This is a genomic window from Proteus penneri, assembly GCF_022369495.1.
In the GTDB taxonomy this organism is placed as follows: Bacteria; Pseudomonadota; Gammaproteobacteria; order Enterobacterales; family Enterobacteriaceae; genus Proteus; species Proteus penneri.
On record NZ_CP059690.1, the window covers coordinates 2837266 to 2855032 of the forward strand.

A 17767-nucleotide genomic window follows, 5' to 3' on the forward strand; every position below is an offset into this window, starting at 1 on the left:
ACATAAACAAGGAGACAAAAATGTCTAAGCAAAACAATCACAACTCAGATATGACAAACGCCAATAAGGGTACGTCTGGTACTAACAAGACTTACTCACAAAACCAAGGAAATCGAGGGTGGCAGATGAACCCTCAAAATCCGCAGAATGGCGGTAAGAAAAAATAAGTTGTGAAGGGGGCTTAATGCTCCCTTTCCTTTAAGGGACTACATGGACAAGAGCAAAAACAGTAAGAAAAAACCGTTCAAATGGACAAGAGAACTTATTCGGCTTGCACTGAACGACGGGTGGACGCAACAAGAGATTGCCGAAAAATGCAGAACACAGCAATCCATCGTAAGTGCTTGGAACAAAGGTTCGAAACAAGGCACGGAACAACAACTGCTGCCTTTGCTCAATATCTATGGCAACAAAATTCGTCGAAACAGTTTTAAAGTTTATTGGTCATTAAACACTGAAACTATGGAGAAAACCTTTTACCGTGTTGAAGGGAAGGTAATTCTTAGCCAAGCATTTTATGATCCGCGAAGAGACCAACGAGGCAAACTGGTCAAAAAAGTTCCAGAGCTAAAACTCGTGGTACACCATCAAGGGGCCGATCAGTTTCGCGTCGTCAGTCAAAGTCGATTGACTTTCAGGCATACGAATGAAGAACTTGATCATAGCGTAGAGGATGCTGTTTGGAATTCGCATGTGCTCGAACCTTTAACTACGACGCAGCTAATCGATTTCATTGATCACTATTCCAATGAAAAGTTAAGCAGATACCCAAGTGATGCTAATACGTTGCCGTTCTTAATCAGACAATCTCTTTTAAACCATGGATTCCCAGTGTCGGGTATTGTTGAATATCCTGCCGTTTGGTAGTGTGTAAATCCAACCCAAAAGGAACGAGCGCCTAAAGCTCAAAATATCAGGCTAGTAGCCTGTTTGAATGTGCTCCCTCAAGGAAAGCCCCGCTAACTGCCTTTTGCAGAGGCGGCGCTAGCATTCTTTTCGGTATTCATGGCCGCGGCTTGAAATCAAGCTAAGTGAATGGGAAACCTATTAACTGAAACGCTGTCATGATAAACGGGTACGGGGTGGGATGACGCCCAAGCCGTCAGATATCTGGCCGCTTGGGCGTTTTTTATTGTTATCAGGTGCCCAGTAAGACGGCGCTGATTGCTGGAACTGTTGTGCCAATGACTTCTTGAGTGCTGGCAACGACAGGTAAAGTTGCAGACATAACACTTTCAACGACTGTTGGCGTATTGTAGAGACCCATACCGCCACCAATGCCCAAGGCAAAAGCCATCAAGCTTTGGCGAGCGATACCGCCCACAATACCCACCAGTACCATGGCTCCCGCTACGATCCGTCCCAAAGTACCTTGGGTCCAATCTTTTAGGGTATCCCACACATCGGTGAAAGCATCACCACCGGTGCCCGCAAATGAGGGCTCCGAAATCATTAACGCCATTAAACCAAGCGCACCAATGGTCATTAGGCGCTGAGTTTGAATGGTGCGAACTGCATTTGTCATTCGTTAGTTTCTCCGTAGATACTCAAGTTATCGCGCTTACCATCAGCTCCCGCTGAGGCTGAATCGCTTTGAGTCTGAAGTGGACGTAGCACTGGCGAAACCGTTCGAGGTGCTGACACCCCAATATCCCACCGGCGCGGTTCAATTTCGGTAAACACGTAGCTGGATAAATTCAGATCCCCACGGTCATCCTCCCAAGGCGCAATCCAAATCCGCATTACCCTTGAAGGAATGCGAATAGGTGCAGATTGCTGCGTCTCGGGTAATGCCGGATGGCTCAGCAGTCCTGTCTCTAAATCAGATTGTGAATACCCAGAGGGAGAACCAATTCGAGTCGCCACAGCATCAATCGTCTTGGGTGCAGCCCCATTGCTGGTAAGCTCATAGACTTCACGAGCGGATAAACAGCGCACACCGTCAGGCATACCTGGGCATCCATATTCACTACTCCCAAGACCCAATGAACTACAGCCAGACAATAAGGTTGAGCCGACTGCCAATAAAAGTAATCCAGCTTTAGACCACTGTTTTGACTGGTGCTTTGGGTTGTTCTGCATTGATGTCGTCATGGTTAACTCTCCTCTGGATACACATCTTATTGTCTGAAACGGACTTCGATCGGTTAGCAACATGCAGGATTTTTTCATCTTCTTGCACCTCCGCCTTGCGAAGTAGCCAACGACAACGAGGCACCACGAGTGACTATGACTTCAATTTTCCTTGCAGCGTCTACCTCTATGACTGGGAACATATTTTCAGCCATGTCCAAATAGAACTTGGCCACTCGATCCAATGCTTTACCGGTGCCTTTAATCGCAGCACCTTGTAATGCTTCTTGGCTCATGACTTGCTGGTACAACTGAGTATCACCGGCATTACCCGTCTGAATCGTTGGTACAGGATTCACATCAAATGCGCCTGCCAAGCCCTGAAGGAATCCGGCCATCATTGATTTGGCCACCAGCTGGCCTTGTTTCGACACTAATCGGCCACGAATACCGGCTTTGCCGTCTTCACCCACGGCATAAGAATCCAGTCGTGTTTCAATGACGCCACCATCTTCTCTCACACATGAAATGGTCTCGCCTCGCAAATAAGCACGCTCAGAGCTCAAATCACCGTAACCTGCGGCGATCAAGAAACACTCTTTGATATCCGCTCTAAATCGGTTGGGTAAAATGGCTTCCTTTTGAATCCTCAGCAATGCAGGAAAAGGCTCGCGTCTTGCGGACTCGTGAGTAGGAGCATCCAAACCTGTGATCAAAGTACCTGAGATGATGCTGCCCGCCGGTAGATACAAAGGCGGCGCTTCTTGCACAACAACCTCTGGTTCAGCAACCACTTCAGGCTCAATCATACGAATCGTGATTGGCGGCAATGGAACATCCCGAGCTCGTGTACCTTGGCCATTGGCTGGCTGCTGATAGAGCGGATCAGGCAGCGGCGCATTGGCAAAATAGTCGTCTGGGTTAGACGGCAGTGGCTTTTCGTCTTTGGGTAATTCCATGGCAGATAAAGGCACTTCGAAACGGCTATTTGTGCCTTCAACTGCTGCATCACCTCCAGCGCGAACATCATCAAGTTCCGCTCGAAGGCGAGCCAACTCCGCATTGACCTCGCTTGGTATAGAAGGCGAACCTGGGCTTAGCCGTCCTGAATCGACGTCACGACGCAAGCGCTCAACTTCACGACGTAACTGTTCATTGCGCTCACTGAGTAGTTTTACGTTTGCAGCCAAACTATCGACCCCAACATCACGAGTATTGGTATCCGTAAGAATGTGCCTGATCGTTTCCTTCCGGTTCCGACTACTTGAGCCATCGTCAGGATTAGGTGAAAACACCATCACCATAAGGATGAGACCACCAGCAATACCTGCAACCGATAGGCCCCGCTTCATGTTCGGGCTCATTTGTTCCCATTGTGCTTTCATCGTTATTCACCTCCCACAAGAAGCGAAGGTCGCTGACTTTCCACCGCTTCTTCACGATGATTGCGAACAACCACATACAACTCTGTCTTTTCACCCGGCAACAAGATATTGCGAGGCCAGTAGGCGCTTGCCACTATATCTGGTGCATTACAGGCTATTTCACTGGCTTCTATCGGCTCATCGGCAAAGCTTTCAACCAGTCCTACATAGACGGTGAAGTAATGTCCCGTCACAATTTGCCCCTGCTTAAAACCAAACTTTAAGCCAGGCTGAAAACATTTCGGGCTTGTGTCAGTTTGGCCAGCTAAACGGATGTCATAGCCTTGTGGTAACTCATTTAGTGCAAGGCGTCTGAGTAAATCACGTAAGCTATCGACGTATGGCTGAGCCGTTTCCCAAGTGGCGGCTTTTCGGTTCACGACGCCCTTAATAGGCCACTGCTGACCATCAATAGCTAAGGTGATTTCACGCGGTGGAATACGACGAGGTACTAAGGTGACAGATAACGCGGGCGCTTCCTGACCAGGCGGAGTGATGTAAAGTGAAACCGGTGATTCTTTGTCCGTGGCTACATATACAACATTCCCCTTGATTTGCGTCTGAGCATCACTGGTTGTTCTCACCTGAGGCGATTCAAACGGCGTCACAATCCGGTTCAGATGGCCAAGTGCTACAGGGATCAGTTCATTAATCCCCGGTGTCATCAGTAGCGTTGTTGGCACATCCGTTGAAACCGTATTGGTTTGAACCGGTGGATTTGCAGTAGCAGACTGCTTCATCACACTGGCTGGCACAATCGGCAATTCCACGTCTGCATACGACGCTTGAGATAACAGGACGCCACTCAAGCTCATTGCGATTAAGCTTGGTGTCATCCATCGACTAATTTTGGTTCGCATCATTCACCCTCCGGTTTTGCTCATGGGTCAACTTTTCACGAACGCGCTTCGTTCTAGCTTGCCCCTCATACGTATCCATCCAGCTAAGTTTTGGACGGTATTGCTCAATATCGATGTCAAACTCATAGGTGCGAGTTTGGCGCTGCTCATCTCCAGATGGCCCAGAAACCAAGGAATAACCGGTCACAAAGACATGGCCGGTTTCATACTCATATTCCACTTGTCTGGGTTGGAATTTGAGCGTGACCCGGTCTTCGCGGATTTGTCTTGCCTGAATCTCCAGTGCATCGACCACTTGCTGGTACACCGCTGGAGAAAGTAGCGGCTCAATGGCAACCCGGATGAAAGACACATTACCTGGCGTCACGTTACCCATAAGCTCAGCCAGGTAGAGTCCCCAGGATTCCAAGTAAGGCTGAGTGGCCTGGTTTCGTGACACTTCAGCCGGTTCAGACAAAGTTGGTGGTTGAATGGCTACCACGGTATTGCGAGAAAATGCCGCTACCGCAAGCAGCAAGTTAGATAGCACCAGCACCGCAATCAGGAACCGTTGCCATCGGTTCTCTAATTGCGTGCCTTGCCATGATTTTAAAAACACGTCGAACTTCACGGCAGATAGCTCCTGATAAATGGGTTAGGGATCGTCTTGGCTTTGGTTGGCAACATTCCGGCCCAGTAGATGGCGTGAAGAATAAAACCATCCGGGCGACCATCACGAAAACGCCGATAGAGCTTGGTTGTCACCAACCCCAACAGGCATAAAACCAAGGCATTACCGGTAAAAATGCCGATCACTAGCCCCAACAGAATGGGAGCCATCTCGTCGGCACTCCAAAGCAGGAAGTGCGGCGGGTCATCGATATAGGACGGAATACTCACAGGTTCCATAGTCACTCCTCGTTGTTTGAATTGAGAAGTGAAGAATGCCTCGGGATTGGCAGCTTCAGTGGTCAGCTAGATGCCGAATTCTTGAAGGTTTTGAGGGTTCTACTCAGACAATACTAACAATTGATCTTTTTGATGCGGTTGATATGATGGGGATATTGGTCGTGTCGAGACCAGCTGCCCACTTTAGCAAACCCGGACGGGACGACATGCATATCAAATTTATTTTTTGCTTAGGTTTTTTCTGCGACCTCGGCAGTGGGCACCGTATTCGCTAATAGGAGAAACTCAATGCAAATTACTAAAATCATTTCCTCTGCCACGGTTGAACGTTTAAAGCAAAAAGCACGAAAGCTTAAACGTGAAAAATCTATTCCACACACTCAAGCACTCGATGAAATTGCAGTATCTGCTGGTTTTAATCATTGGCATCAGGTTGTACAAGCTAATGACGTACTGAAACCATCAGAAGTGGCATTATCTTCAGGATGTGTCATGGCTTTTGATGTCAAAGATGGTATGGATGTCGATACCAGTGATGGGATCTTAATTGAAGACCACTTCTTGGAGATGCTCACTGAAAAGCAGCTATTTGAAATTTATGCCAATTCTCCTGATGAGGACGACGAACAAAACAGGCCGCTAAAAGAAACGCTATCGGATTCAGAGCTTCATGAGTATTTTCGAGATTATTGCTCATTCATTTACTTCCGTCTTGCCGAGCCTCATGCAAACAAACCGTTAAAAGAAGTATTGTCTCTTATACGACAGTACTCGTTTTGGATGCCGCAATATATTTGGCTTCAAGGTCACCTTATTGATACTTACCATTTGCCTGCTGAAGACGAGAACGGCAATACCGTAGGCGTAAGGTTTTAGCTCTACAAGATGAGGCCTGACAGGCCTCATATCTTCTTCTGCAAGTGGCTTAACGCCACCCCCGCCATCAATGCCAAACCGATGATCAGCGACGGTAACACCACCGGTGGAATGGCCAGCGGGGCGAACAATCCCATAAACAGCAAAATGACACCTGAGCCCAGGATAATCATGCTGTAGCGGTGAATGATAGGGCTCGAAAAATCAAAGGTTGTCTTCTTAATCTTCCAGGTCATTAAGCCATCCCACAGCGCCGGTAACATGAGAATAAGCGCAAAGGGCAACCAGACCATCAGCAAAGCAAATCGAGTGAACACTTGGTACAACACATCAAAAAATGCCTGAATACGGTCTTCTACCCACACAAACCAAAAGCCTCCCATGTTCTCCATCCCTTTAGAGCGCAGTCGTTGCTCTTCAGTGGGGATTAGAAAATCACGCACAGATTGCTCCATCTGTGTATCCACAATCCATGACTGATACCAGCCATGGCTAGTTTGACCAATCCAATAGCTTGTTTGTGCGCCCAATTGGTTTTGAATCATCTGCTTCTCTTTATTAATAACCCGGCCAGTCCAATCACCGGGCACTAACACGCCAATGGCAATAATCTCCAGCATCAGTGCCAGACACAGCAGCCAAACCGACTTATGCTTGCTCATGCCAAACATCCTCTTCTACTCGCGCCAGCATGGCTGCAACGGTTGGCGTCATAATCCGGGCTTTAATCACTTGTTGAAGCCGCTTTGTCGTCGTATGACCACTGACATAACGCACATCGATGCGTCCTTCAGCCAGATACCCCATTCGATTTGGACGATTACGAATCCAGGAGTAGAAATACACACCATCTACGGCGGCCCACTCGAAATGGTCAGGATCACGCAGGCGAATCCCCGTTAAAGCACTGGCGGCAGTCCAGGTCAGTGCCTCAATGAAATGCCACAGGCGTACACTGTCATCATCACAACTGACTTCTTCATAACTGCCCAAGCCATTACACAGACACAAATCAAAGATGGAATGGCCATCTAACGTGAACGCATCCGTTAAGTAGTCCGCCAAGCAATACACCGAGGCCAAAGCATGAGGCCAGTCGGTTTCAAGCAGTCTTAAGGTTTCCTTGAACTGGGGGTTATGTTGCTGCCACTGAGCGAGCATTTCTTTACTGGTAAGTGTTGTCATTTTCAGACAGACAGAATGATGCATACAGACTCCTTATGCTGCCTGTGTAGAGCTGGTTAAAATAGGAATGCGGCCTTTGATCACGCGGCCACCTGAAAGCTTGGCGATGTACTCCAGGTTGGGAAGCTGGCCTAATAACTGCGGTGGAAACATATCGCCTTCTTCCTCCATCAAGCGTTCGCCATGATTGCCGGTAAATAACGCGGGGCTGTCCGAGTTGGACGACATACCTTGAGTTTGCATGATGTACTGCAACCGAGTCTTAGGCAGATTGTCAGTAATGTACTGCTGAGTTTCGGCATCCATCACCCGAAGAGCTATCAGGTTGTTGATGTTACCTAACACCTGGCGAGCCTTAGCTTCACTGCCTGTACGAGCTGCAAAGTCAGCAAAGGTCTGAGTAGCAATCACACAACGCATTTTTGCGCCACGGCCTTTGTTGAGCAGTTGAATGAAGGGATCGTTGACGACTTCAGCCGCCTCATCGATGAAGATATTTACGGGACGATTTTCAACACCATAGTTATAGCGGTCACCGGCCACGGCGGTGAGATCGGATAAAAGCAACGAACCAATGGCGCTGCCAACCATGGCGTCGGTCAATGAATCCAACCCGATATAGGCCACTTGGGCATTGTTGATAATACGGCCAGAATCCGTAATTAACCGGCTGTCATCCACATCGTTTGCAATCGGTGATAGCAATGGACCTAGTTCACTTGATGTGAGCATATTGAGTACCGGCATCAATGAGGCCACCATCTTTGAATAGTGGGTTCTGTCATGCTCAAACATACTCAATAGCCCCTCTAAATCAGTATTGGCGGCAACGGGCTGAATGCGTTCGTAGTAGAAAAGCAGCATCGCCATAGCTTGTTTAGCCAAGGTATTGGCCTTTTCGGTAAAGCGCTTAATCTCCACACTAAAGTTCGGATATACCTGCTCACCCCAAGCCGTGACGGCTTTTACTACCAAGCCTTCTGGGCCACCTTCTAAGAATCGTCTCAGTGTTTTCAGATCAGGGCGTTGTGACGTAAGCAACAAACCTTGCACTATGTTATTCAGTGCCATTTGGCCAAAGGCTTTAAATGGATCAGCACCGGTTTCAGATGGGATTAATGCCGCAATACGACTGGCAATTTCAGTGCCCCTATTAAAGTTTCTCAGGGGATTAAGACGTACTGAATGCTCTGGAAAACCCGGATGAAAATACACAAATCGCTCAGGACTACCGGCGGCAATACAAGCTCGCTGTGCATTATCCTTAAGTTCCTTGTCTCCCTTAGGGTCAATAATAATCACGGCTTCATTACGCAAAATGGCCTGAGTGATCATCGCATCAAAGCATCGGGTTTTCCGGCACCGGTCGTTCCGACGATTAAGGTATGCCCCTCGGTGTGACCAACTGGCTGGTACACATCTTCTTCTTTGGGCTCAACACCATGGATCCAGGTCGAACCCATTTGTTTGCCGTGACCTTGGTTAAGCAAGGTTTGCTTATCCCGCTTTAATATTTCATAAGCGCGTTGAGCATGACGTTGATCCCACTCAAAGCCATATCCTAACCACAATTCATCAGGATGTTTTGCCATCACTTTTTGCAAATGCGACAGCGCCATAAAAGCCAAAGGTTTGCCTTTTAATCCCTTCTGTAACTTATGAAGACGGTAAGCCTCAGGCAGGCGATACAACGCCATGCCCGAGGAAATCCCTGTCATCCACCAAAATGGCTCAGGTGGTAGCTCAGTCAGCATTTCTGCCGCAATCGCCCCAGTAGCCCCAACCAGCCAGCCTGCTGCTGCCATGGCTTCATAGTTCGTGCGCCAAGGCATCTCGTATGCGTTTTCTTTCATTCATGCTCCGCAAAATAACCGTTTGCAATCCGATTAATTTCAAATGGATTAACGTTTAGCGTGGGCGGTAAACAGAACCGTTTCCCCCTCATCAAACTGGCATTGGTCACTGGCCGAGATCCCCCGAAGCAATTGCCCGGCTGGAATACCATGCTCATTGGCGACTTGGCGTAAAGTTTGAATCGTGACGCGAATACCATCGGCACTATGATCCACGTCTGGGTAATCGCCATCGGTCAGTAAGATGGGCAAATCTTTCACAAAATTAACCATCTTTTGCCGCTGTTCGTGTTTGGGGTCTGTAATTGAGTTCGCATTGGGCGCAATCGGCTTTTGCTTACGCTCCGCTCTTTTGGCGGGCTCTTTTGCTTGGGCATTGGTTGTCTCAGTTCGACTCGGTCGCGGTGAAGCCTCTTCGTTCTGAATTGCTGCCGCTGATTCTGCGTCTTGTTTGGGAAGGTCAATCAGTGAAGTAAGCCCTTTAGAAATCGATACCTTAAGCAGTAACCCTTGCTCCTGAACGCCATCTTTCGTTGTCACAGTTCTGGCCTTACGTGTCGGGTTTGCCGGATCTAATTCCAGCCAATCTAATCGGCTGAGTTCAGCAAGCAGTTTTCGGGGGGCACACCAAGGTCTTACGGCATCGGGATAGCGGATCAGTATCTGTTCACCAACTATAACCAACGCACTGCTGGCCTCTGGGAGCCACGCCAAAGATTCAGGGGGGGTCAATGCTGCTTCGTTTTGCTGGCTTACGTTATTTGAGATAGCGCCATCATATGAATTGTTAGGCTTTTCGCATTCATCACCTGGAGCATTTTCAGTTGCCTGAAGGTGATTAACATCACAGGCATGACAAAGTTCATCATCTTGTTCGGACGAGTTTGTCGATGGTGACTCAGCCGAATTACTGAGTTCGATTGATAATGACGCTTCAGGCAAGTCTGAATGCTCACTGGAGCGACTCTGTGGCTCTGCTTGTGTTTGCTGTGTTGCTTCCCACTCAGATTTGTTAAACAGTGTCACACAACTTGGTACATTCGAGCTGAACAATAAATCGGCCTCAGATATATGCAGCATGGGTAGCCAGATTGGCTTGCCGTCTTTGATCAGCACTTCAGGGGCAAGGCTTTCATATCGCTCATTTGAGGCGGATTTGGTGGCCAATCCTCGCTCAATGAGGATGTCCGCAAGGGTATCGGGATCTCTTGGGATGCCAGGTATCTTGTCTTTGGCCAACAGCTCAATGATGTCCTTAGCCGCGCTTTTCCAGACCAGGTAAAGATTGGTTGATTGATTCGATTTTCGTATCCAGACTCTGGCGTCTCGCTGATTGACCAGCCACTGGGAACTGGCAAGCAATCGCCTCATGGCATCAAGTAGATAGCGTTCGACTGGGACACCAAGGGCATTGTCGTCAACGGAAATTCGTTGAGCTTTCAGGTCTCGCTGGACACTGGTTTGGTCAGCTTCAATAACCAATTTAGACAGGACATGCTCGGGATCGGTATTGCCAATTGCCTCTAGCATGGCTTGCAAAATTTCAGGGCCCGGCTGGGTTAACCAGGCGAGCAACTCAGGTGTCATCACCCGGTTTAACACCAGAATTGAAAATTGCTCGTGCCGCTTGCATCGTCCGTCGCGCCAGCGAATAAAATAGCGTTCAATGCTATTATTTGTCGTCCACTGGGATAAGGTTTCTAAAAAAGGGTTCCACTGATAGCGTCCATCTTCGTCTGTGATGGACAAGTCTGAAACAGGTTTACCAATATCATGGAACAAACCGCCAAGAGCTGCTGCAACACGCCACCTTGGCTCTAGCTCTTTTTTCTCAACCGGTGTGCCACTGGCAACAAAGATGATCCCTTCAGCTGCTTGTGCCGCCCAGAAAGCAACTTCCAACGAATGACGTAATAAACCACCCGCACCACTGTGATGATGATGCTCAGAAGCTGGCAACAAGTGAACATAGGACGCCAGATGATCAATGCAGGGTTGAATTAGCCTTTGAAAATCACGCTGGTTGAAGCCAAGTACCTGACGCAGTTTGGCTATTAGCTCGTCTTGTGTGGACTGCAAATCCTCGGGTGACGCTGCTGGCAACCCCTTCAGAAATGGCGGATAGCGCGGAATTTCTGTATCCAGTTGCGATGACAGCTCTGGTAGTGCTTTGGTTTGAAAAAATAGGTTTTTGAACATAGTGAACCTCCGACACGATAGTGTGAAGGTTCTTTAGCAACTGAAGATGTTAGATAGCCGAAAGAAATATGCATTTATCTGTAGTTGTTTTCGTTCTAGTGAGAAAACCGACAGTTACATTACAGTGTGGGGTAAGACAGCTTTTCATTGTAAGACTGGGCATCATCCTCCCAAACTAGCCGAACAACATGCTTTCGTTTCGTTTGCATATGAACAGCGGCTATTAGCTCAACGGCTTGATACTTTTCGAGGCTTTCCATTGGAAATTTGTCAGTCACTTCTGATTCAATAACTAAATCGTTACCTTCGGGGAACTCAATTCTGACGTTTCTTGCAGTAGCAGAACCTTTATTCCAAACCTTAAGCCGATACTTACTGCTGCCAAGTTTTATAATTGATGCACCAAGGTCAGCTTGCTTTCCTTTCAGAGCATCTTCATTTTCTTTTTCCAAGAGAATGGTGTTTAGCTTTTCCTGGCTTTCGACAAGTGACTTCTGCCTCTTATTAAAGCTGACCGTTTGCCATGTTGCGTAGCTAGATAAAAGGAAAGCTAATCCAGCTATCACATCACCTACATCAATAGTTACCGGCATTACCTAATCCTTATATTCTTGCTACCAGAAAAAGCCTTTTTCAAAGATTTACGTAGTTCGTCTTGAACGTCTTTTAAAACTTCTTCCTTGATTTCAGAAAGGTGCTCATCAATATTTTCGCTATTCTCTTGAATAAGCTCATCTTTATTGAACTCTCGGTCACAAGATGCACAAGTCATTACTTGTATTGTTTCATCGCAACCGTCTTCGTATGAAAAGTCTGAACAGCCACAAGTCGGGCAAAGCAAGCTTATACTTCTATTGTATTTTTCAGGATTCATTCTAACTTCCCGTTATGTTAGTGGCCGTATTTAATCGCATATATTCAAGAACTTGAAAATGCATTTTGGAGTTCTCTTGGTGCTTATTAACAGTTAAAGGCCTAAAAACCAGCTAGGATCAACTGTTACTTTTTCAACCAACTCTGTTTTAACGCCTAAACTAAGTTCCTTAAGTTTATCGGCTAACTGATCACCATCGACCAAGTCAATCGGAGCAACGCCATCACGGTTGGCTTCTTCAATGGCAGCTTTTGTAAAGCTACCTGTAGTGATAAACATCCCACGATCAGCTCTACCAACGGTTGCGCCCCTAAAATCACGGATCTCGGGAGCCCCAACGGAACCTTTGTACTTTTTACACTGAAAAGCGATATGAAAGCTCATCAAACCGTTGATTCGGGCAATTCCTTTGCCATCGATACCACCATCACCCGTGCGGCCAGTCACTTCAACATGGATAAAACCTGATTCTCTCAATAATCTCTGTGTTAGTCGCTCAAACGCATCCGGGCTCATTTCTTCAATTAGCACATGATGCAGTTTTTCACGCCAAAGCATAGCCTCTTCTGGGGAGTCATCTGACGACAGTTCTGGAGTAGATGTCGTAGCATTAGCCTGTTCAGGCTTGCGGTCCAGAGCTCTAACAAAGTTGACAATTTCTCTGCTATCAATTTCCGGTTCCTGTCTAGCTTTATCTGTAAGTGCCCATACGCCACGAGATGAGTTTTCAAGGTATCCAGCTTTCTTCAGATAGGTTCTAGCCCAAGCTAATCGATATCCAACCTCTGTTTGGCTACTTTTTTCGGGGTTGTGCAGAACAGCCAAAGTACCCTCATCAAACTTCTCAAGCTCGACAACTTCTTCGTAAATCTCGTCGATGCTGCCTGAGCCCCCAAGGTTAACTAATGCCTTTATTAGCGGGAGCATAAGCTGATCAAATGTGACCATTATTTTCCTCCTGGATACTTTTTCGTAAAAACAGCGACCACTCTCTCACTGAGATAGCTGAATTAACCAAGTTAACAGTGCAAAGAGAATGAGATTGGCTACTCATGACTCTTCCATTACTCCATCAAGCATATCTACTACATCATTCAAGAGATCATCAGCCTGAGCAAAAATAAACTGCTTTAAAAACTGATCGATGCGAATATTGAGCTTAAAGGGCGGAATGCTTAGGCCATCTAATTTTTCAAAATAAACTTTGGCTTTTGCCTTATCAACAGTGTCTTTAAGCGCGTCAAAGCGACCGAAATTATTAAGGTTTTTCTCATTGACACTATCGTTTAATAAGCTAATAAGCTGGCTTTTATCTAAACCTAACGCATTAACAATGGCATTAATCTGGGCGTTTTCAGCATTGTCTTTGTAGGTGTTGATGTAATCTCTGAAAGTATGGCCTTCTATTAACTTTGCATCGCCACGCTGTAAATCATGTAAGAAAAGCTTGGCGTATTTTTGTTCAGCTTGCGTCAGTGAAGAAAATGACTTGTGCAGTTCGTTAAGCGTAAGTTCAATGCTGGCTTGATCATTATGCTGATTTAGCTCTTTTAAATATTTATCGAAGCGACTATTCATATAGTCGGCATCAATCTTTCCTGTGTCGATTTCCGTCAAATAGCCACTAATATCAAAAGGCACATCTCCGCCACCCGCACCACCACCATCACCTTTTGATACGAGCTCTTTATAACGCAGCGCAAGGCTCAGGTAGGTTTGTTCATTAATGGCGAGAGTAACCTCATGTTCAGTGCCATTTTCGCCTGTTGAAGCGTCCGTCGTGAATGTATAAACCGACTGCTCCCAATGTAAACCTTGTACCTTCGCGGCTTCTAGATGCTGGTTAAATACTTTAAATAGTTCAGCAAACTTTGCGCACGCCTCAACATCTTCTGGCAGCTTTTCAAAATTCGCCACACCGGCACTAATGAACAACTCGGTAATATCACCGAATAGTTCATTCATTGCTTCTAAGTTACTTTCTAGCCTATCAACAAATAACCCTATGGGTCTGTCGCCAGAGTATAGTTTTACCGCATCGTTAATATGTTGCTCCATCGTATGCGGATAACGATAGTAACGGATAACACCATGAGGCTTATCGGGGCCAAACAATCGATTGGTACGAGAGAAGGCTTGGATGATGTTTTGGTATTTAATTACCTTATCTAAATACAAGACATTCAGCCACTTGGAGTCAAAACCGGTGAGCATTTGGTCTACAACAATCAATAAATCCAACTGTTTTGTAGGATCGGTATGAATACGCTCATAAGGTTTTTTGTGAGCAAGGCGTGCGGCTAGATCTTTCTTAAATGCTGCATGACGGGCAAAATCAAAATCGTGGCCATAACGCGCATTATAGTCACGCATAATCTCATCCAGGCCATCACCTTTAAACGTTGGCCCACGGTCACCACTGCCGTCATTATCAATGTTGGGATCAAACAGTGCTGATACTTTTAAATCAGGCTTAGCAGCCTTTAACAGACGGTAATAATCAATGGCTTCAGCAATACTGTTAGTAGCCAAAATCGCATGAAACTTATAGCCTTGGCTTAGCACATCCCATTTGTGTAAAATATCTTCTACCACTTTGGCTTGGTGAGTCTCGCTTAGGTATTGACTTTTAGGTACATAATCTTCAATACCTCTGTGGTATTTACCTGTGGCGTCTTTGTAGCCAGCCATAGGCACTTCATTCATAAAATAATTAAATTTTTTCTTTTTGGCGGGATTATCCATGGCTTCCGCTACCGATTCCGCCTTAGCTTGCTCTAGGGCGACAGCCTGCCTTAAGTCACCGTCCCTAAAAGTAGGCACTTTATAGGGATCAAAGCCGAGTACGTTACCATCTCGAATACCATCAGCTATGCTGTAGCGGTGCAACTCATTGCCAAATACGGTACTGGTAGTATTGCCGTTTTTTTCATTTTCTTCTTGGATCGGAGTGCCAGTAAAACCAAAAAACAAGGCGCGGGGAAAGGTGCGTTTAATAATGATCAGCATGTCGCCAAACGTTGAACGGTGCGCCTCATCAATAATAAATACCAAGCGTTTAGCGCGGATTTTTTCAATATCTGCCGAGTTTGTTGCAGTGCCCTCATCATCCACTTCTTCAAAAATATTACTCATTTTTTGAATAGAGCTAACAATGAGGGTATCGGCTGGGGACGTGCTTTTTAGCTTGGTTACCAACACATGAGTATTTTCGGTCGCTTGGACATCTTCACCATCGCCCGCAAAATTACGATATTCCGCCAGCGACTGGGTGCCAAGTTCGATTCTGTCCATCAAAAAAATGACTTTATCGGCATCTTTTGATTGGGCAATCAGCTGTGCTGATTTAAAGCTGGTCATGGTTTTGCCGGAACCCGTGGTATGCCACACATAGCCGCCCAAGCGGTCTGGGTTATTAGCAGCGCTACCCAATTGTTGCCAGTTGGTTTTGGCTACCTTATCCGATATCGCATTGGCGGCGTAATACTGATAACTGCGCATCACTTTAAGCACACCATCGGTATCATCGGCAACGGTGTAAAAGCCAATTAACTGGTGCGCCATGGGGATGGATAACAACGTCGAGGCAATGTCTTTCCAATGGTTCATGGGCTCGTTGTTAAAATCGGCCCAATTGAATTGGTAGTCTGGATTAAATTTGCCATCTAGCCCAGGATTGGCAAAGTATTTGGCCTCATTAGGCTCCATAGCGACAAACACTTGAATGAGTGAAAATAAGCCACTAAAAATACCTTCTTTAGAATACTTCTCAATTTGGTTAACCGCTTGGCTTACCGGCACGCCACTACGTTTAAGCTCCACATGAATAACCGGCATACCGTTAATCAGTAACAGCACATCACCACGTCTGTCATTACGCAGTGGGCTACCGCGTTCAAATTTCGGCTGCTGGACGATTTGGTAACGGCTTTGGCCTGCCGCAATTTCTTGGCGGTCATAGATTTTAAGGCTGACTTCTTTGCCAAGATGCAAGGCATCGGCGGGGTTATCGCGCTTAATAGCCACGGTTTTACCGTTGATTAAACCATTAAGCTTGAGCGGGGTTTTCAGTTCTTTGATCTGCTCAATAATCTGCTGCATTTCCGTTGCCGTCAGGGGCACATCGTTTAAGCGGTCTTGCTGGCGATTATTTTCAAATAAAATGTTCGCCCAGTTTTGCAGTAAATCCGCTTCGGTTTTGTTTTTAAGTATCTCGCTTTCCCAGCCTTTATGGGTAAGCACCTCGATAAAGGCCTGCTCAAATTGTGCTTCGGTTTTAAACGTCGTCATGGTTGTGCTCCCTGCTAAACAAACATTTTGCTCAAGCAGGCTTGCTTGATGTTATTAAGTTTGATGATCTGTTGTTGGTGTTGGTTGATCAACGCATCAAGTTTTTGGAAGTAGTTGCCGATGGCGATCTGCTCTTCCTTCTTAGGGATATAAAGATATTCTTCCTCTAAAGCACTTCCTTTAATGTTTCCAATAGCTCCGTTTCCACCGGATACATTCATAGAACGAAATCGATCGTACCAATATGTATTCATTGAAGCATTTAAGAAATGAGGTACATCTGTTTCGGCTAGCAACATAAAGCCTCCATGCACTGCATCTACAGTTAAGCCGCACACTACAACATGTTTTCCAACTAAATTGCTTGAGCCATTTGCTGATGTTATTAGTATGTCGCCATTTTTAACACGGTTAATATTCACTGCATTTTTATTGACTTGGACGTCATCTTTTCTTAATTCGAATCTATCAACATTAATATTTGATGAACGCAAAACAATAATTCCATTTTCAGCGATATCATCTGGCTTGTAAGTAAGTCCTCTCCTTACTCCAGCAATGCTCTTAAATTGAACTTCCATCCACTCCCCACTAAATCCTTTAAAGCGGATTTCAGGGATCGTTTTGCCTTGCTTAGGAAACATTTTTTCCAGCATGGCATTTTTGATGTTGCTAAGCTTGTCATGCTTTTGTTGGTGTTGGTTGATTAGACCATCTAGCTGCCGGAAATAATCAGTTATAGCGCTTTGTTCGGTTATATCTGGGATTGTAATGACTCTACTTTTCCAGTCCGTAACATCGAATACTAACTTTTCAATATCGACGCCATAGGAGCTAATAAAAAAAAGCTTATGCATCTGATGGCGCTTTGAAATCACAGTCCAAAATTTGGCAGTTATTTCATCACTATCTGTTACGACAAGATACTCATTAGATACAACAGCATTGTCTAAACTCTCTGGTACAATCCCATTGGCACCATGAACAACCTGCCGCTTTGAAATTAAGTAATCACCAGATTTAATCCCAAAATAGTTTTTTACTAATATATCTTTTCCTTTTAGTGAAGCTCTAGCCACAACACCTTCGTTGCGACGCTTCACGGTCACCAATTGATATAATTCGTTATCGAGCAGCTCAACTGGGCGTCTTGTCTCAGCTAAAATACTTCCAATTTCTTTATCTTGCCAATCACCACTAAAGTTCTCGAAGCGAATGTCTGGTGCCTTCGTCTGAATGGTCATC

The 17767-nt window shown here is 46.0% G+C and carries 19 protein-coding genes; 3 read left to right on the forward strand and 16 right to left on the reverse strand.

What is annotated here, in order from left to right; genetic code table 11:
- The first annotated feature begins 20 nt into the window (after positions 1 to 20).
- Positions 21 to 167 (forward strand): hypothetical protein, encoded by a 147-nt coding sequence (locus H1225_RS12850; protein ID WP_162838621.1) that lies wholly within the window; start codon positions 21 to 23, stop codon positions 165 to 167.
- Between the two features lie 43 nt (positions 168 to 210).
- Entirely contained in the window at positions 211 to 867 is a 657-nt protein-coding gene (locus tag H1225_RS12855; protein ID WP_025611037.1) for a hypothetical protein, read from the forward strand.
- A 271-nt stretch (positions 868 to 1138) separates the two neighbouring features.
- Here the strand turns inward: H1225_RS12855 and traA are convergent, their stop codons facing one another.
- The 6 genes from traA to traL all read right to left on the reverse strand — a co-directional run bounded on the left by traA (position 1139) and on the right by traL (position 5245).
- The gene (gene traA / locus H1225_RS12860; RefSeq protein ID WP_000180225.1) at positions 1139 to 1525 is read right to left on the reverse strand and encodes a TraA family conjugative transfer protein; all 387 of its coding nucleotides are present in this window, start codon (positions 1523 to 1525) and stop codon (positions 1139 to 1141) included.
- Entirely contained in the window at positions 1522 to 2082 is a 561-nt protein-coding gene (gene traV / locus H1225_RS12865; protein WP_002019846.1) for a type IV conjugative transfer system lipoprotein TraV, read from the reverse strand. Before traV ends, traA begins: the two co-directional genes overlap by 4 nt.
- Positions 2083 to 2168: 86 nt before the next feature.
- Positions 2169 to 3458, reverse strand: a complete 1290-nt coding sequence (locus H1225_RS12870; protein ID WP_065870889.1) for a TraB/VirB10 family protein — start codon at positions 3456 to 3458, stop codon at positions 2169 to 2171.
- A gap of 2 nt (positions 3459 to 3460) precedes the next feature.
- Complete coding sequence (locus H1225_RS12875) at positions 3461 to 4360, reverse strand: TraK domain-containing protein (RefSeq protein ID WP_373273830.1); 900 nt, start codon at positions 4358 to 4360, stop codon at positions 3461 to 3463.
- Entirely contained in the window at positions 4341 to 4967 is a 627-nt protein-coding gene (locus H1225_RS12880; RefSeq protein WP_065870890.1) for a TraE/TraK family type IV conjugative transfer system protein, read from the reverse strand. Before H1225_RS12880 ends, H1225_RS12875 begins: the two co-directional genes overlap by 20 nt.
- A complete protein-coding gene (gene traL / locus H1225_RS12885; protein WP_065870891.1) occupies positions 4964 to 5245 on the reverse strand; it encodes a type IV conjugative transfer system protein TraL in 282 nt (93 codons plus the stop codon). Before traL ends, H1225_RS12880 begins: the two co-directional genes overlap by 4 nt.
- A gap of 288 nt (positions 5246 to 5533) precedes the next feature.
- Here traL and H1225_RS12890 point away from each other — a divergent pair, with 288 nt between their 5' ends.
- Positions 5534 to 6121, forward strand: coding sequence for a hypothetical protein (locus tag H1225_RS12890; protein WP_005396800.1), 588 nt, complete (start codon positions 5534 to 5536; stop codon positions 6119 to 6121).
- Between the two features lie 26 nt (positions 6122 to 6147).
- Here H1225_RS12890 and H1225_RS12895 read toward each other — a convergent pair whose 3' ends face one another.
- The 10 genes from H1225_RS12895 to H1225_RS12935 form a co-directional block, all read right to left on the reverse strand.
- A complete protein-coding gene (locus tag H1225_RS12895) occupies positions 6148 to 6783 on the reverse strand; it encodes an IncC plasmid conjugative DNA transfer DtrJ family protein (RefSeq protein ID WP_065870893.1) in 636 nt (211 codons plus the stop codon).
- On the reverse strand, positions 6770 to 7330 hold the full coding sequence (locus H1225_RS12900; protein ID WP_025611032.1) for a hypothetical protein: 561 nt from the start codon (positions 7328 to 7330) through the stop codon (positions 6770 to 6772). The genes H1225_RS12895 and H1225_RS12900 overlap by 14 nt, the downstream gene beginning before the upstream one ends.
- A 9-nt stretch (positions 7331 to 7339) precedes the next feature.
- Positions 7340 to 8641, reverse strand: coding sequence for a conjugative transfer system coupling protein TraD (gene traD / locus H1225_RS12905; RefSeq protein ID WP_478358750.1), 1302 nt, complete (start codon positions 8639 to 8641; stop codon positions 7340 to 7342).
- Entirely contained in the window at positions 8638 to 9159 is a 522-nt protein-coding gene (locus tag H1225_RS18475) for a TraD (RefSeq protein ID WP_478358752.1), read from the reverse strand. Before H1225_RS18475 ends, traD begins: the two co-directional genes overlap by 4 nt.
- Positions 9160 to 9207: 48 nt before the next feature.
- Positions 9208 to 11358, reverse strand: coding sequence for a MobH family relaxase (gene mobH / locus H1225_RS12910; protein WP_025611292.1), 2151 nt, complete (start codon positions 11356 to 11358; stop codon positions 9208 to 9210).
- Between the two features lie 119 nt (positions 11359 to 11477).
- The gene (locus H1225_RS12915; protein WP_025611291.1) at positions 11478 to 11951 is read right to left on the reverse strand and encodes a hypothetical protein; all 474 of its coding nucleotides are present in this window, start codon (positions 11949 to 11951) and stop codon (positions 11478 to 11480) included.
- Complete coding sequence (locus H1225_RS12920) at positions 11951 to 12232, reverse strand: ECs_2282 family putative zinc-binding protein (RefSeq protein WP_025611290.1); 282 nt, start codon at positions 12230 to 12232, stop codon at positions 11951 to 11953. The genes H1225_RS12915 and H1225_RS12920 overlap by 1 nt, the downstream gene beginning before the upstream one ends.
- Before the next feature lie 93 nt (positions 12233 to 12325).
- The gene (locus H1225_RS12925) at positions 12326 to 13180 is read right to left on the reverse strand and encodes a restriction endonuclease (RefSeq protein ID WP_025611289.1); all 855 of its coding nucleotides are present in this window, start codon (positions 13178 to 13180) and stop codon (positions 12326 to 12328) included.
- 102 nt (positions 13181 to 13282) lie between these two features.
- Positions 13283 to 16522 carry a type I restriction endonuclease subunit R gene (locus H1225_RS12930; RefSeq protein ID WP_140133279.1) on the reverse strand — a complete coding sequence of 1080 codons (3240 nt, stop codon included), beginning with the start codon at positions 16520 to 16522 and terminating at the stop codon, positions 13283 to 13285.
- 14 nt (positions 16523 to 16536) lie between these two features.
- Positions 16537 to 17766, reverse strand: coding sequence for a restriction endonuclease subunit S (locus tag H1225_RS12935; protein WP_025611181.1), 1230 nt, complete (start codon positions 17764 to 17766; stop codon positions 16537 to 16539).
- Position 17767 lies beyond the last annotated feature (1 nt).